The organism is Streptomyces sp. NPDC050560 (assembly GCF_044457285.1).
Taxonomy (GTDB): domain Bacteria; phylum Actinomycetota; class Actinomycetes; order Streptomycetales; family Streptomycetaceae; genus Streptomyces.
In genome coordinates this window covers 710,950-725,934 of the sequence record NZ_JBITGT010000002.1, presented here as the reverse complement: position 1 = coordinate 725,934, position 14,985 = coordinate 710,950, and the positions used below count along the sequence as shown (strand labels likewise).

The following is a 14,985-nucleotide window of genomic DNA, read 5'->3' as shown; positions in this document are numbered from 1 at the left end:
GTGCGGTGAAGACTCGACACCTCCACCACACCGGAGGTCTTCGCCATGATCAAGCCCCGCCAGCGTTAACAACGCTCATGATCAATACACCTAGGCCCTGTCCGGTAATTCTCGCCGGGGTCGCGAATTACCGGACAGGTCCTAGGACACCCGTGCCGCCAGGATGTGACGCGAGCGTCGGGGCGGCCCGCGGGTCCGGAAGAAAATTCCGGGGTTTTCCGGGATTGCCGCGTCACAGGGCGCGCCCGGGCGGTTCCCACCACCGTGGGGCCCCGCACCGGAGGTTCGCGGGGCACCGGCAGGACGACGACAGGACAGAGAGGACGTGCTCATGACCACGCAGACCTCACCGGGCACCGAGGCCGCCGGCATCCCCCGCGGCGCGCGGGACCCGAAGACCGCGACCACCTCGCTCGCCGACGGCGCCAAGGGCTCGGACGAGCCCGCCGCCACCCGCGGGCGCACCTCGATCGCCGATGTCGTCATCGTGAAGATGGCCGGCACCGCCGCGCGGGAGATCCCGGGCGTGTACGACATGGGCAGCGGCCTCTCCCGCACCATCGGCGCCGTGCGCGACCGGGTGCCGGGCGGCCGCTCCAACGTCGGGCGCGGTGTGAAGGTCGAGGTCGGGCAGCGCCAGACCGCGATCGACATCGACCTGGTCGTGGAGTACGGCGTGGCCGTCATGGACGTCGCGCGCGACGTGCGCGAGAACGTCATCGCGGCCGTGGAGCGGATGGCGGGCCTTGAGGTCGTCGAGGTGAACGTCACCATCAACGACGTCCACCTGCCCGACGACGACACCGAGCCCGAGGGCGTGGACTCCCGGGTGGAGTGACCCGCCCGGCGCACGCCCGGGGCGCATGGCCGAAGGCGTGCCCCCGGTGGGCCGCGTAGGGCAGGGGAGACCAGGAGAGACGGGACAAGGTGGGCAGCGTGGACAAGTCGTTCGTGGGGATGGTCGCGGGCATGGCGCTCGCGTTCGCCGCGTACTTCGGGGGGTTCGGGGCGTTTCTGCTGGTCGCCGCCCTCGGGGCGCTCGGCTGGCTGGTGGGCCGCTGGCTCGGCGACGGCGGCCGCTTCGGCGATCTGCGGGACGCGTTCGACCGGAACCGCCGATGACCGCCACCGGGCCCGGCCCCGGGCGCGCCGACCCGGGCGCCGGGGGGCGCGCCGCAGCGCCGCCCGCCCAGCGGGGCACCACGCGGGTCGCGGACCGCGCGGTGCGGCGGATCGTGACGCGCGCCGCGGCCGAGGCGCTGCCCGAGCCGGGGGCGGGCCCTGTGCGCGGCGCCGCTCGGGTACGCGGCGGCCGGGCCGAGGTCGCGCTCGATGTGACGCTGCCCTATCCGGCGCCGCTGTCCGGGACGGTGCGCGAGGTGCAGCGCCATGTCGCCGAGCGCACCCACCAGTTGGCCGGGCTGCCGCTGGCCGCCCCCAGCGTCCGGGTCACCGCCCTCAGCCCGGCGGGGGCGGCGGAGCCCGCCGGGGACGGGGCCGGGACTGGCGCTGCGGGTGTCGAGGGGGGCGGTGCGGTACGCACGCCCCGCCGCTGGTGGGCGCCGCGCCGGGTGCCGATGGCGCTGCTGACGCTGGCGACCGCGGTGGCGTTCGGCGCCCTCGCCCTCGACATGGCGCTGGTGCACGCCGCGGGGCGCGGCCCCTCGGTGTGGCGCGCCGACCTGGTGGACTGGCTGTCCCGGCACGGCCCGGAGAGCCCGGTGGCGATCGGCGCCGGGATCGGCTGCACGGTCCTCGGCCTGCTGCTGATCGTGCTGGCGGTCACGCCCGGCCACCGCTCGCTGCTGCCGGTGGTCACGGGCGACGCCCGGCTCTCGGCGTCCGTCGACAGGACCGCGGTGGCCCTGCTGGTACGGGACGCCGTGGCGCAGGGGCCCGGGGTCGGCGCGGTGGCGGTACGGATCGGGCGGCGCCGCGCGGCCGTGCGCGTGGGGGTGCTGTTCGGCGACACCGCGGCCAGACGGGCCGCGGCGGCCGCGACGGCCCACGACACCCTCGCCGCCTGCGGCCTGCGCCGCACCCCCCGGCTGAGGCTGCGGGTACGCCAGGCCATCAACACCTCGGAACCACGCCGAAGCGGCCCCGCCGAGGCCCCCGCGACTCCCGAAGCCCCCGAGCCCACCGGAGCCCACGAAGCCCCCGCCGCCCCCGCCGCCCCCGAGGCCGCCGCCCCCGCGACACCCGGGCCCGCCGAAGCTCCCGCGACTCCCGCCGCCCCCACGGCCCCGGAACCCGCCGAAGCCCACCTGCCCGAAGCCCACCAGCCCCCCGAACCCCCCGGCGGCGAACCCCCCGCCCCCGGCGGCAGCACCACCCCCACGGAGCCGCGGCCATGACGTCCACCTCACCGGCGCGCGGCCGGCGTTCGGCGCTCGCGGTGTTCAACCGGCTCGCGCTCGCGGTCGCCGGGGCGGTGCTGCTGCTCGGCGGCGGCTGGCTCGCCCTCACGGGCGCCGTCCCCGGCGCCCGGCTGCCGGACGGCTGGCCGGGCCCCCCGCGGCACGCCACGCTGCTCGACCGCGGGGCCCTCGGCGAGTTGCGCGCGCACGACTGGTGGCTGCCCACGGCGCTCGGCGCCGCCGCCGCGCTCACGCTGCTGTTCGCCGTCTGGTGCGCGGGCCAACTCGGCGGCGGCGGGCGGGCGTCGGCCCCGCTCATGGCGCCGTCGGGCAGCGTGCGCACCGACGCCGTCGCCGACGCGCTCGCGCTGCGGGCGGGTGCCGTGCCCGGGGTGGACCGCTGCCGGTGCCGGGTACGGGCCCGGCGCGGCGGCTCGCTCCGGGTCGACCTGGTGCTGCGCCTCGACCCTTACGTGACCCCTGACACCGTGCTGCCCGCCCTGCGGCGCCTCGTCGCCGAGGCCGAGACCGCCGCCGCCCCCTGCACCGTACGGGCCAGTGCCCGGATCACCGCCCAGCGGCACCGGGCCACCCATGTCCGGTGAGGCACGGTCGGCGGCGGACGCCGCCGCGGCGCGCGCCCGGCCGGTGTGGCGGGCCGTCCGGCCGCCCGCCGCGTGGTGGCCCGCGCTGCGCAGGACCCCGGTGTCGATGTGGCGCGACGATGTCTCCGACTACGCCGCCGCCCTCACCTACTACGCGATACTCGCGCTGCTGCCCGCGATGCTCGTCACCGTGATCGCGTGCGCGCTGTTCAGCCCGGGGACCGCGCAGGACTTCATCGCGCATGTCACCGAGTGGGCGCCCGCGCAGTCGAGCGGCTCCCTGCACAGCGTGCTGACGAGGACGCTGCGGGACCACTCGGCGGCCTGGACGCTGCTGACCGGCGGGCTGGCAAGCGCCCTGTGGTCCGCCTCCAGCTATCTGGCGGTGTGCCGCCGCGCGCTGCACCGTATGCACCGGGTGCACGACCCGCGCTCGACCTGGCGCAGGGCGCACCGCATCCTGCTGACCGCGCTGACCCTGCTCGGCCTGCTCTTCGTCAGCGCCCTCGTGCTGCTGCTGACGGGCCCGGTGGCGGACGCGGCCGGCCGGCTGATCGGGCTCGACTCGACCGCCGAGTGGGCGTGGAACGTACTGCGCTGGCCGCTGCTGCTGTGCCTGGTGGCGTCGCTCGTGGTGGTGGTGTTCCACACCGGGCCCGTGGGGGCGCGCCGCAGGAGCCACAGCCTGCCGGGGGGCGTGCTGGCCGCGGCCCTGTGGTTCACGGTCTCCGCCGCCTTCGCCCAGTACACCTCCTCGCTGAGCACTTACAGCAGGCTGTACGGCTCGCTGGCGGGGGTGGTGGTCTTCCTGATCTGGCTCTGGCTCTCCAACCTCGCCCTCCTCGCGGGCGCCCAGTTCACGGCGGAACTCGGCAGGGCCCGCGACACGGCCGACGGGCCGTAGCCCGTACGCCCGCAGGACGGGCGGTTCAGAGCACCGCGAGCCGGTTCACCAGCAGCTCCACCCTGCGCCCGGTGTCCCGCGGCGGCAGGCGGCCCGCGCGGGTCAGGGTGGCCAGGCCGTGCAGGGACGCCCAGAACGTCTCGGTGAACAGCCCGGGGTCGACGCCGTCCCCCGCGACCTCGCCCAGGCTCTCCTGGAGGGCGGCGAAGGCGTCCTTCAGCGGCCCGGGGGTGTCCTCGTGGGCGAACGGAAGGCCGGTGTCGAGCTGGAACACGGCGTCGTAGACGGCCGGGTTGGCCTCGGCGAAGGCGAGGTAGGCGCGGGCGAGGGCGGCGACCCGCCCGCGCGGGGTGCGCGCGCCCGAGGCCGCGGCGCGTACCGCGGCCGCCAGTTCGGCGGCGCCTTCGAGGGCGACGGCGCCGATGATCTCCCGTTTGCCGCGGAAGTGGCTGTAGAGGACGGGCTGGCTGTACTCGATGCGCTCGGCGAGCCGACGGGTGGTGACCGCGTCCCAGCCCTGCTGCTCGGCGAGTTCACGGGCTGTCGCCACGATGAGGCGCTCGCGCTCCGCCCGTTCGCGCTGCTTGCGGTCCTGTACCGACATGCCCCGATCCTAGCACCGCTAGACAAGCAAGCGGCAGCAGGGCTAGCATTGACTCATCAGCTAGCAGCACTAGATTCATGGAGGGGCGTCATGCTCAGCGCACTTGAGGTCGTCACCACCGTGGTGGTCGGCGTGATGGTGGGGGTCGAGTTCGCCGTCGCCTTCGTCCTCAACCCGATCCTCGACGCACTCCCCGGCGACAGCGGCCAGCTCGGCCGCGCCCACGGGGGCCGGATGCTCGGCGCCGTGATGCCGGTCTGGTACCTCGCCTCCCTCGCCCTCGTCGCGGTCTGGTCCTTCGCGGGACGCCACCACCACGGCACGGCGCTCGTCGTCACCGCAGGGGGGCTGCTCCTCCTGAGCGTGCTCATGTCCGTCCTGCTGCTCGTCCCGATCAACAACCGGGGCAAGACCTGGACCCCGGAGAACCGGCCCGCCGACTGGAAGGAGCAGATGAACCGCTGGGACCGCCTCCACCACGTCCGCGTCGCCGTCATCATCGCGGCCTTCACCCTGCTGGTCACCGCCCTGGTCTGACCCGCGGGCCCGCCGCCCCTGCCACCGCCGGGCCGGTGCTCACTTCCACCACTCCTCCGACTCGAACGGGTCGTCGTCCTCGTCCGTGCCCAGCGCCTCCGTGAGGGCCTCCACGATGGTCATGTCGAGGGTGGTCTCGGCGGCCGTGTCCACGGTGCCGCCGAAGCCCGCCTCGCCCACCGCCACGCTGACCGTGTACCGCTCGGCCAGGGAGTACGTGCGAAAGGCCCACTCGTCTCCGCTGCCCCGGCTGCCGTCCGGGCGGCGCAGCCCGCGCGGGACGTTCCCGGGGTCGAAGCCGAAGTCGGTGAAGCGGAACTGCATGCCGAGGCCGATGGCCTTGCTGTACGCCTCCTTCAGGGTCCACAGCCGCACGAGCGCCGGGTCGCGGTCGTCCCTGGGCATGTCCTCGATCAGCTCCACCTCGTGCGGGGTGCACAGATGGCGGCCGAGCCCAGGCCCGTACATGGAGCGGTCGGACAGTTCCGCGTCCACGCCGATGACGCCGCCGGTGGCGAGCCCCACGAGCAGCAGGTCGTCGGTGTGGCTGAGGCTGATCTGCACGCCGTCGTAGCCGCGCAGATACGGCCGCCCGGTCGGCCCGTACCCCAGCTCCACCGTCTGCGGCGGCACCCGCAGCGCGACCGCGGCGGCGCACTTCAGCAGCGCCCGGGACGAGGCGAACCGCAGCCGCACCTCCGGGTGCGTGAGGCCGAGGTAGCGGTCCCAGTCCCGGCCGAGGAGCGCGCGCAGCCGGGGGCCGCCCGCGCGGTCGGGGCGCCAGTCCTCAAGGCGCGCGTAGAGCACCGCGGTCGCGTGCTCCTCCAGGTCGGCGCGGACCCTGCTCCAGTCGCCCGAGGGTCCCGAGATCTCCACCGGCTCCCCGAAGGTCCGGTTCGCGCGTTCCTTCCCCGGCCCCGGCATCGAAGTCCTCCATGGTGTGTTTGAGGTCGCCCAGGACGTCGGCGGCGGTGGCGCCGTCGATCACCCGGTGGTCGAAGGTGAGGCCGAGCCGCAGCACGGGGGCCACCTCGATACGGCCGTCCCGTACGACGGGCCGGTCGGTGACACGGCCCGCGCAGAGGGTGACGGCGGTGCCGCCCGCGGAGTGGAACCCGTCGACGGCGCGGTGGCCGAGCGAGCTGACGGACACGGTGCCGAAGACGCCCGGCCGTCTGCGCGCGTCGCGCAGCACCGCGGCGAACGCGACGCGGCCCAGCGGGTTCGGCACCCGGCCCAGTTTCCGTACGCCCGCGAACTCGGGCAGTTCCGCGGCGTCCCGGCCGCGGTAGCGGTCGACCCGCTCCTGTACGGCGTCGAGGCTCGCGGTCTCAAGTCCCGGCAGCAGCGCGGAGAGCACGGTGCGCTCGCCGTCCACCGGCCGGTCGAGGGCCAGTTTGGCGGTGACGGAGCCGAAGGTGACGACACGGGGCGCCCGCCACCGCCCGCTGCGGCCCGCCATCACCGCGTTGGCCGCGGGGTGGCGGGCGAGCACCCGGCCGGTGGCGTGCAGCAGGTAGCTGACCACCGAGTAGCGGGCACCGCGCTCGCGCGCGGCGGCGCGGTGCCGCACGATCCGGGTCATGTCGATCTCGGTGTCCAGGTGCACGGGGCGCTGCTGCTCGGCCCACTCCAGGAAGAACAGGGTGTGGCGGCGGGCGCGTACCGTGTGGACGGTGCTCACACGGCCACCGCCAGGTCGTAGATCTCCCGCAGGCTGCGGGCCTCAAGGACCCTGCCGACGGGCGCGGGGCGCCCGGTGGCCGCCTCCAGGGCGGTGACCAGCTTCAGCAGGTAGAGCGAGTCCCACTCGGGGAGTTCGTCGAAGTCCTTGCCGATCTGGTCGTCGGTGAACGGCATGCCGAGTTCGTCGCGGACGATACGGGTGAAGTCTTCCAGGCTGTTCATCGGGTCACACCTTCTCCAGGGCAAAGCCCGCCTTGATCCACTTGCTGGACTCCACGGCCACCGCCAGCGCCTTCTCGCCCGTGGCCATCTTCTCGAAGAGCTTCTCGATCTGGAGGAACGGCAGCGCGTTCCCGTTGTTGCCGGTGTCCGCGACGCAGGAGATCTCCGTGGCGCCGGGGACGTCCAACTCCTCGGTGATCTTCTTCGTCATGCGTCCTGAGAGCTGCGGGGGCAGCAGATACGTCAGGTCGTCGGCGTCCCAGTCGAGTTCGCCGAGCAGCTCCCACAGGATCTCGGTGGCCATGACGGGCACCCGCTCCTCGATCGCCTTGTAGTCCTCGCGCAGCGCCTGCCGGTCGTCGTACCGGTCGGCGAGCCCGAACCACTCGATGACCTGTCCCGGCTTGCTGCCCAGGCCCGTGAAGCGGTTGAGCACCCGGCGCAGCGCGACGCGGCGGCCGACGGGCCTGTCGGTGACGACGGCGGCGCCCGCGCCGTCCCCGAAGAGCACGAAGTTGACGAGGTCGCTGGGCGCGGCGTCCTTCAGGTCGCGTTTGACGTCGAGGTGCTTGCTGCACACGTCGCCGCCGATGACGAGCCCGGTGCGGTACTCGCCGCTCGCGATCATGGAGCGGGCGGTGGCGAGCGCCTGCACGGCCCCCGCGCAGCCGGACTGGAGCTGGAAGGTGGGCACCTGGTCGAGCCCGAGGGCGTCGGCCACGTGGTTGACGGTAGCCGGCATCAGGGTGTCGGGCGTGGCGGTGCCCATCACGACGAAGTCGACCTCGGAGGCGTCCACGCCGGGCTCGGCGAGGGCGCGTTCAGCGGCCTGGGCGCACAGGTCGGCGAGCGAGTGGCGGATCTCGCCGGTGTTCAGGTCCCGGGCGAAGTGCCGGGTCCTGGTGCCGATGAACACCTCGATCCACTCCTCGTTGACGCCGAGGGTCTTCGCCAGGACCGCGTTGGTGACGGCCTCGCCCGGCAGGGCGGTGCCGATGGCGGCGAGGTACGCGGTGCCGTCCGCGGCGCCGCCGGTCTGCTCGCTCATGCGCTCTTCTCCTCACGTGTGTCGGTTGCCGCGTGCTCGCCGAGGAAGGTGACGAGTTCGCCGATCGAGGAGAGCCGGGGCAGCAGGTCCTGCACCGTCATCTCCGCGACGGCGGGCAGCCGTTCCTCCAGCCGGTTCTTCAGCTCCATGACCATCACGGAGTCGAATCCCAGGTCCTCGTAGAGCCTGAGGTGCGGGGTGAGCTGGGCGGGCGGATAGCCGCCGACCTGGCCCACCGCGCCCAGCACGGCCCCCGCCACGGGCCCTGGTGCCCCCCAGGTGGGCGCGAGCACGGTGACGGAGCCGTCCCGCTCCTCCTCGGGCGCCGCCCCGGCGGGACCGGACTCAGTCCCCTGGGCGGGCGGCGCCGTCGTGTCCGGGGCGGTGACCGGGTTCAGCGCCCAGAAGCGGTGCTCGGTCGAGAAGGCGTACGGAGCGAGCGGCTGCGGGCCGCGGTCGGCGGCGGCGTAGAACGCCTCCCACTCCGGGTCGAGGCCAGCCCGGTAGAGCGCGGCCACCGCCTCGGCGAGGTCGGCGCCGCCCGACTCCGCGCCCCTGACCGGCAGTACGGTCGTGGGGCGCGGGGTGTCCTGCGCCGCCGGGAGCCGCTTGGCGAGCGAGGTGAGGACGGCCTTGGGGCCGATCTCCACCAGGTGCGTGGGGCCCTCGCCGAGGAGTTCGGCGGCGGCGTCCGCGAACCGCACGGTGGCGCCGACATGGCGCACCCAGTACCCGGCGTCCATCGCCTCGCCCGCCAACTGCCGCCCATACACCGTGGAGTAGACGGGCACCTCGGGCACCCCGCCGCCGACCTCGTCCGCGACCGCCGCGAAGCGCTCGGTCACGGGTTCCATCAGGGGCGAGTGGAAGGCGTGCGAGACGGTGAGCGGGGTCGTCTTGACGCCGTCGGCGCCGAGCGCGTCCCCGATGCGGCCGAGCGCCGCCAGGTCGCCGGAGAGCACCACGGCCCGGGGGCCGTTGACGGCGGCGACCGACACCAGCGGCTCGGCCGCGACCAGTTCGGCGACCTCGTGCTCGGCCGCCCTGACCGCCACCATGCCGCCGCCCGCGGGCAGTTCCTGCATCAGCGCGCCGCGCGCGGCGATCAGCCGGGCGCCCGCCTCCAGCGGGAACACCCCCGCGAGGACCGCGGCGGCGTACTCGCCGACGCTGTGCCCCAGCAGGAAGTGCGGGCGTACGCCCAGGTCCGACAGGGTGGCGGCGAGCGCGTAGCCGACCGCGAACAGGGCGGGCTGGGTGCAGGCGGTGCGGTGCAGCGCCTCGTCGCCGCCGAGTACCAGGTCGCGGATGGAGCGTCCGGTGTGCGGCGCGAGCGCCGCGTCCGCCGCGTCGAGGTGGTGCCGGTAGAGCGCCGAGTCCCCGTACAACTCCCTTGTCATATACGGGTACTGGGAGCCCTGCCCGGTGAACAGGAACGCGGTGCGCGGGCTGCCGGACGGGGCCGCGGCGAGCCGGGCGAACACGTCGGGCCGCTCGGCGGCCTCCCGCAGCGCCCCGGCCAGGGCGCCCGTGTCGGCGGCCGTCACCGCGAACCTGTGCCGGTGGCCCTGCTTGGCGCGTGCGGCGCTCCAGCCGAGGCCGCCGACCGGGGCGCGGCGCGCCGCGACCGCGTCGGCCTGCGCGGACAGGTTGCGGCGCAGCGCCTCCGCGGTGGGCGCGGTCAGGGTGAACAGGGCCGCGCCCGCGCCCGCCGCCACCGTGTCGTCCGCCCGTGGGCGCGCGGCCGCGGGCGGCGCGCTCTGGAGCACGGCGTGGGCGTTGGTGCCGCCCATGCCGAAGCTGGAGAGCCCGGCCACGGTGGTTCCCGCGGGCAGCTTCATGGGCGCCTTGAGGAGCCGAAGGCCCCGTTCGCGCAGCTTGAGCCCGCGGTTCTCCTTGGTGGCGTAGCGGCTGGCGGGGACGGTGCCGTGGTGCAGTGCGAGCACCACCTTGATGAGGCCCGCGATGCCCGCGGCGCCCTCGGTGTGCCCGAGGTTGCCCTTCACGGAGCCGAGCGCCATGGGCTTCGCGCGCCCCGCGTGGTGGTGGCCGAGCGCCTTGACCTCCATCATGTCGCCGAGCGCGGTGCCGGTGCCGTGGCCCTCGGTGAAGGCGATGTCGGCGGGCTCCACCCCGGCCCTGCGGTAGGCGGCGGCGAGCACGTCCTGCTGGGCCCAGCGGTTGGGCGCCGTCAGGCCGTTGCTGCGGCCGTCCTGGTTGACGGCGGTGCCGCGGATCACCGCGTACACCCGCTGCCCGTCCGCGACCGCGTCGGAGAGCCGGCGCAGCACCACGGTGCCGACGCCCTCGCCGCGGCCGATGCCGTTGGCGAGGCCGCTGAACGGCTTGCAGCGGCCGTCGGGCGCCGAGAGCCCCGCCTGGGTGTAGAAGATGGCGAGCGCCGGGGTGAGGGCGACGTTGACCCCGCCCACGACGGCCGTCGAACACTCCCCCGCGAGCAGGGAGTTCACCGCGAGGTGGGCCGCGACCAGGGACGAGGAGCAGGCCGTGTCGACGGCGAGGCTCGGGCCCTTGAGGTCGAGGTGGTACGAGATCCGGTTGGCGGCCATGCAGTAGCCGTTGCCCGAGCCGAGCTGCGCGGTGACGTTCTCGTAGTCGGTGAGGTGGAGTTGGGCCCACTCGTTGCCCATGATGCCGACGAAGACGCCGGTGTCGGAGCCCGCGAGGCGTCCTGGGGAGATCCCGGCGTCCTCGACGGACCGCCACGCGGACTGGAGCAGCAGCCGCTGCTGGGGGTCCATCGCGGCGGCCTCGCGCGGCGAGACCGTGAAGAACTCGTGGTCGAAGGCGTCGGGGTCGTCGATGAACCCGCCCTCGGCGGTGTTGGCACGCCCCGCCCCGCCCTCGGGGGCGTGGAAGTCCGCCGCCCTCCAGCGCAGCGGCGGCACGGGTCCCACACCGTCGCCCGAGCGCATCAGCAGGTCCCAATAGGCGGCCGTGTCGGGCGCCCCGGGGAACCGGCAGTCGACGCCGACCACGGCGATCGGCTCCGTCATCGGGCAGCACCCGACGCCGCCGACGCCTCGGCCGAGGTGGCCGCGAACTCGTCGAGCAGGTGGCCCGCCAGCGCCTCCACGGTCGGGTAGTCCCAGGCCGCGGTGGGCTCCAGGATCAGGTCGAACTCCTCCTCGACGTCGCCGCACAGGGAGAGCGCGGCGACCGAGTCGAGCCCGTACTCGGCCAGCGGCACCGTCGGGTCGATCTCGGCGGCCTCGCGCTTGAGGTAGAGGGCGATACGGCCGGACAGCCAGGTGGTCAGGGACTCGGTGGTGTGGGTGGGTGCGGACATGGTGTGTGCTCCTCGGCGAGTTCTGGCGGTGTCTTTACGGTCCGGCGGTGGCACTGCGGTCCTGGGTCGTGTCTTCGACAGCCCGTCCGGCCGGGGCGGCTTCCCGGTCAGCCGGCGATCGGGGTGTCGTACAGGTCGTAGGAGCGGCGTTCGCGGTAGCGGCGCAGCACCTCCTCGTGGACGCGCGCCTCACAGCCGGCCGGCAGGTCGGGCCGCTGCTGTCCGAGCCGTCCCGCGAGCCGGTGCAGCACGGCGGCGAGCCAGGACGGGTCGGCGAGGAACGCGTCGTCGCCGCCGCGGGCCCGCCGCCACACCCCGATGGCGGAGGCGGCGGCCAAGAGCACCGCGTAGCGGTCGGCCAGTGCGAAGCTCGCGGGGCTCGCCAGGGCGGTGCGGTCCTCGGGGGACAACGCCAGGCTGTGCTCCTGGAGTTGGCGCAGCTCGTCCATCATCCGCAGCGCGAGGGCGTGCACCGCGCGCTCCTCGGGCGTGCCGCTCGGGAGCTGGTCGACGGCGGCGACGAGGGAGGCGCTGAGGCCGTCCCTGCCGCTGGCGAGGGCCAGTTCACCGAAGGGCAGCCCCGGCAGCGCGCCCCGCGGGTCGAAGAGGGCGTCGGGCGCGGGCTGTCCGCTGAACCAGGCGCGCCTGGCGAGCCTGGGCAGTTGCGGGATGATGGTGGCCTGGCAGGCGGCCGAGCCGGCGTGGCCGAGGCTGAGCACCGGCAGGTCGCGCACGTGCTTCTGGAAGATGCCGTACTCGCCCTCGCGGGTGTAGAAGCGGGCACCGAGCACGATCGACAGGTCGTACATGGCCTCGACGAGGAGCTTCGGCACCAGATACTTGACCGCCGCCGCGTACACGCTGGTCTCGTCGGGCAGCAGGTGCACCGCGCGGGTGGCGGTCAGCGAGAGGCAGTCGCTGACGAGCAGGTCGAGGAAGGCCCCCGACAGGGTGGACCTGGCGTGCGGGATGTCCATGACGGACTTGCGGTAGAGCTGCCGCCCGAGGGCGAAGCCGACCACGGTGCGCAGGCTGGTGTCGGTGGCGCCGAGCGCCATGCCGGGGACCGCGCTGCGGGTGATCTGGAAGGCTTTCAGGGCGAGTTCGACGCCCTTGCCCTCCTCGCCGACGAGCGCGCCCGCGGGCACGGGAGTCCCGGCGAAGTCGAGCCCCGACAGGTGGCAGCCGCGCACCCCGACCGCGTCGTAGCGCGGTAGTACCCGGTAGCTGTCCTGGTCCAGGGTCTCCCGGTCGGCGAAGACGACGGAGTGGCTGCGGCTGCCCGGGGCGTCGGAGGTGCGGCTGAACAGCACCCAGGCGCGGGCCCTGTCGGCGTTGTTGATGACCTGCTTGGCGCCGCTGAGGAGGTAGCCGCCGCCCTCGCGGGGGTCGGCGCGGAACTCGTTGCGCACGAAGTCGTTGCCGTGGGCAAGCTCGTGGTAGGCGACGGAGACCTTGCCGCCGTCGAGCAGGATCTCCGCGAGCCTGCGGCGCTGCCGCGCGCTGCCCGCGGTCCAGATGTTCACCGCGGCCATGAACGACGTCACGCCGTAGCCGAGGCCGAGCGCGATGTCGCGGCGGAAGACCTGCCGCATGGTGCGCACCAGGGTGTCGACGCGCTCCAGGCGGCCGCCGTCCTCCTTGGGCACGAAGTCGGCGTTGAGGACGAGTCCGTCGAGGATGCGCTCGCCCTCGGCGGACAGCTCCCCGGCCTCGTCGGCCTCCAGGATGTGGGCGTGGCTCAGCGGGCCCGCCGGGTCCGTGGGGTCGCCGAGGCGGTCCTCGATGTCCGCGACGCGGGCGGCGGCCACGGCCTCCTGGGCGTTCGCCGCGGGGCCGCCGCCCGCGCCCGCGGGCGTTCCCCTGGCCTCAGTACCGGTCAGCATGGTGTCCTCTCCGCTTCCTTCCGTGCGCCGTCCCCGGCGTCGTCTGCTGTGCTCTCTTCGGCGTGCGGCGGGTGGGCGGCGGCCGCGGCTCCCCCGCGCAGCGGCAGCAGCGAGAAGACCTCGCCGCGGGTGCGCGAGCGCCGCAGCCCTTCGAGCAGCGCGCCGTACGCCTCGGTGTCGCCGGTGCCGGGCTCCCCGAGGCGTACGAGGAGCCGGTCGAGGGCGGTGCGCGCCCAGACACCGTCGCGCCACAGCGGCGCGGTGGGTCCTGCGGCCGCGAGGACGGTGTCCACCGAGCGGGTCCACAGGCCGAGGCAGGCGGCGGCCGCGTAGCAGAGCGCGTAGCGGCGCGCGGTCTCGAAGGCGGCGGGCGGCACGTCGCCCAGGGCGTCCTGGTGCCGCTCCATCTCGTCGTGCACCCGTCCGGTGGCGGCGAGCGCCCGCTGCGCGGCGTCGGCGAGGCCCGCGAGCGCCGGGTCGGCCGCGGCCCTGCGGCGCACCTCGGCCACGGAGCCGGCCAGCGACGCGGTGACGCCGCTGCCCTGCCTGGCCACGAGGGAGAGCCCGGCGGGGTCGAGCGGGGCGAGCGGGGCCGCCAGGTCGTACGCGGCGTTCGCGCCCGCCAGGTCGCCGCGCCCGCGCCGGTAGGCCCGTACCAGTGAACGGAACTGGTTCACCACGGAGTTGAGGTTGACCAGGGTGTTGCCGTCGAAGAGGCCCACGATGCGGTGGTCGCGCTCGACCTTCTGGAACATGCCGCCCGCGTACACGCCCTTCAGGAAGGCGCGGGCGCCCAGCAGCCTGGTGAGGTCGGCGAGCACCCGCTCGGTGCCGCTCGGCAGCAGGTACTTGGTGACGGCGGCGGTGACGCTCAGCTCCGCGGTGGCGGTGTGCACCTGGCGGGAGGCCACCAGGGCGAGCGCCTCGTGCGCGAGCGCGTCGGCCGCGGCGGTCACCAGCACGTGCCGCGCCTGCGGCAGGTCGGCCAACTGACGTCCGTACAGGGTGCGTTCCTCGGCGAAGTCGAGGCCGATGGCGAGCGCGTGGTCGGCGGCGCCCAGCGACAGCGAGGCGCACATGGTGCGGGTGAGCTGGAGCGCCTTCAGCACGGTCTCGACGCCGCCGCCGACCGCGCCCACCAGGGCGCTGCGCGGCACGAGGGCGCCGTCGAAGGAGATGCCGGAGATGTCGGCGCCGCGGATGCCGTGGGTGCGGTTCTTGTCGAGGTGGGTGTACGTGCCCTCGGCCAGCTCCCGCTTGTCGACGAGGAGCACGCTGAAGCCGCGCGGGCCCGCGTCGGGGTCGGTGCGGGTGAGCAGGGCGAGCAGGGTGCCCCTTGTGGCGTTGTTGATGAGCCACTTCTCCCCGTCGACGCGCCACCCGGCTGGCCCCGCGTCGCCGCTGACCTCCCCGGCGAGCAGGTCGCTGCCGTGGGCGCGCTCGGTCAGGCCGAGCGAGACGGGCAGCCCGGCGCGGATGTCGCCGCCGAGGCGGCGGGCCTGCTCGGGGGTGCCCGACACCCATACGCACACCCCGCCCAGGTAGGTCTTGCCGTGCCCGATGGCGACGGTGAGGTCGCGGCGTGCCAGGGTGCGGACGAGGTGGAGTATCTGCTCGTAGTTCTCCAGGCGGCCGCCGTGCTCGGCGGGCACGTAGTAGTCGGGCACGCCCCAGGAGTCGAGCTGGGCGCAGATCTCGGCCGGGAACTCCTCCTTCTCGTCGAGTTCGAGGCAGCGCGCGTACGAGAAGGGTCTGCGCGGGTCGTCGGGGTCGCCGAGGTGGCCCTCAAGGGACTCGGCGAGGCGGTACGGCGGGTGCTCCAT

At 74.6% G+C, this 14,985-nt stretch carries 15 protein-coding genes; 6 read left to right on the top strand and 9 right to left on the bottom strand.

The window, feature by feature from the left end; all coding sequences use genetic code 11:
• The first annotated feature begins 331 nt into the window (after positions 1 to 331).
• From ACIBIW_RS07425 to ACIBIW_RS07405, 5 genes are all read left to right on the top strand, one after another.
• Complete coding sequence (locus tag ACIBIW_RS07425; protein WP_399332900.1) at positions 332 to 838, top strand: Asp23/Gls24 family envelope stress response protein; 507 nt, start codon at positions 332 to 334, stop codon at positions 836 to 838.
• Between the two features lie 98 nt (positions 839 to 936).
• On the top strand, positions 937 to 1,122 hold the full coding sequence (locus tag ACIBIW_RS07420; protein WP_399332972.1) for a hypothetical protein: 186 nt from the start codon (positions 937 to 939) through the stop codon (positions 1,120 to 1,122).
• Entirely contained in the window at positions 1,119 to 2,357 is a 1,239-nt protein-coding gene (locus ACIBIW_RS07415; protein WP_399332898.1) for a DUF6286 domain-containing Asp23/Gls24 family envelope stress response protein, read from the top strand. Before ACIBIW_RS07420 ends, ACIBIW_RS07415 begins: the two co-directional genes overlap by 4 nt.
• Complete coding sequence (locus ACIBIW_RS07410; protein WP_399332896.1) at positions 2,354 to 2,965, top strand: hypothetical protein; 612 nt, start codon at positions 2,354 to 2,356, stop codon at positions 2,963 to 2,965. Before ACIBIW_RS07415 ends, ACIBIW_RS07410 begins: the two co-directional genes overlap by 4 nt.
• Entirely contained in the window at positions 2,955 to 3,869 is a 915-nt protein-coding gene (locus ACIBIW_RS07405; RefSeq protein WP_399332894.1) for a YihY/virulence factor BrkB family protein, read from the top strand. The genes ACIBIW_RS07410 and ACIBIW_RS07405 overlap by 11 nt, the downstream gene beginning before the upstream one ends.
• A gap of 25 nt (positions 3,870 to 3,894) precedes the next feature.
• On the opposite strand, the gene ACIBIW_RS07400 is transcribed toward ACIBIW_RS07405, so the two are convergent.
• Positions 3,895 to 4,473, bottom strand: a complete 579-nt coding sequence (locus tag ACIBIW_RS07400; RefSeq protein WP_399332892.1) for a TetR/AcrR family transcriptional regulator — start codon at positions 4,471 to 4,473, stop codon at positions 3,895 to 3,897.
• Between the two features lie 90 nt (positions 4,474 to 4,563).
• Between ACIBIW_RS07400 and ACIBIW_RS07395 the strand changes: the two genes are divergently transcribed.
• Positions 4,564 to 5,010: an anthrone oxygenase family protein gene (locus ACIBIW_RS07395; RefSeq protein ID WP_399332890.1), complete on the top strand. Its 447-nt coding sequence runs from the start codon at positions 4,564 to 4,566 to the stop codon at positions 5,008 to 5,010.
• Between the two features lie 39 nt (positions 5,011 to 5,049).
• Here ACIBIW_RS07395 and ACIBIW_RS07390 read toward each other — a convergent pair whose 3' ends face one another.
• The 8 genes from ACIBIW_RS07390 to ACIBIW_RS07355 form a co-directional block, all read right to left on the bottom strand.
• Positions 5,050 to 5,886, bottom strand: coding sequence for a 4'-phosphopantetheinyl transferase family protein (locus ACIBIW_RS07390; protein WP_399332888.1), 837 nt, complete (start codon positions 5,884 to 5,886; stop codon positions 5,050 to 5,052).
• Positions 5,798 to 6,619, bottom strand: coding sequence for a 2-oxo acid dehydrogenase subunit E2 (locus ACIBIW_RS07385; RefSeq protein WP_399332966.1), 822 nt, complete (start codon positions 6,617 to 6,619; stop codon positions 5,798 to 5,800). Before ACIBIW_RS07385 ends, ACIBIW_RS07390 begins: the two co-directional genes overlap by 89 nt.
• 71 nt (positions 6,620 to 6,690) lie before the next feature.
• Positions 6,691 to 6,918, bottom strand: a complete 228-nt coding sequence (locus ACIBIW_RS07380; RefSeq protein ID WP_399332886.1) for a phosphopantetheine-binding protein — start codon at positions 6,916 to 6,918, stop codon at positions 6,691 to 6,693.
• A gap of 4 nt (positions 6,919 to 6,922) precedes the next feature.
• The gene (locus tag ACIBIW_RS07375; RefSeq protein WP_399332884.1) at positions 6,923 to 7,966 is read right to left on the bottom strand and encodes a 3-oxoacyl-ACP synthase III family protein; all 1,044 of its coding nucleotides are present in this window, start codon (positions 7,964 to 7,966) and stop codon (positions 6,923 to 6,925) included.
• Positions 7,963 to 10,983: a beta-ketoacyl synthase N-terminal-like domain-containing protein gene (locus ACIBIW_RS07370; RefSeq protein WP_399332882.1), complete on the bottom strand. Its 3,021-nt coding sequence runs from the start codon at positions 10,981 to 10,983 to the stop codon at positions 7,963 to 7,965. The genes ACIBIW_RS07375 and ACIBIW_RS07370 overlap by 4 nt, the downstream gene beginning before the upstream one ends.
• Positions 10,980 to 11,276 carry an acyl carrier protein gene (locus ACIBIW_RS07365; RefSeq protein WP_399332879.1) on the bottom strand — a complete coding sequence of 99 codons (297 nt, stop codon included), beginning with the start codon at positions 11,274 to 11,276 and terminating at the stop codon, positions 10,980 to 10,982. Before ACIBIW_RS07365 ends, ACIBIW_RS07370 begins: the two co-directional genes overlap by 4 nt.
• Positions 11,277 to 11,383: 107 nt before the next feature.
• Positions 11,384 to 13,162: an acyl-CoA dehydrogenase family protein gene (locus tag ACIBIW_RS07360; RefSeq protein WP_399332876.1), complete on the bottom strand. Its 1,779-nt coding sequence runs from the start codon at positions 13,160 to 13,162 to the stop codon at positions 11,384 to 11,386.
• A complete protein-coding gene (locus ACIBIW_RS07355) occupies positions 13,156 to 14,985 on the bottom strand; it encodes an acyl-CoA dehydrogenase family protein (protein WP_399332874.1) in 1,830 nt (609 codons plus the stop codon). Before ACIBIW_RS07355 ends, ACIBIW_RS07360 begins: the two co-directional genes overlap by 7 nt.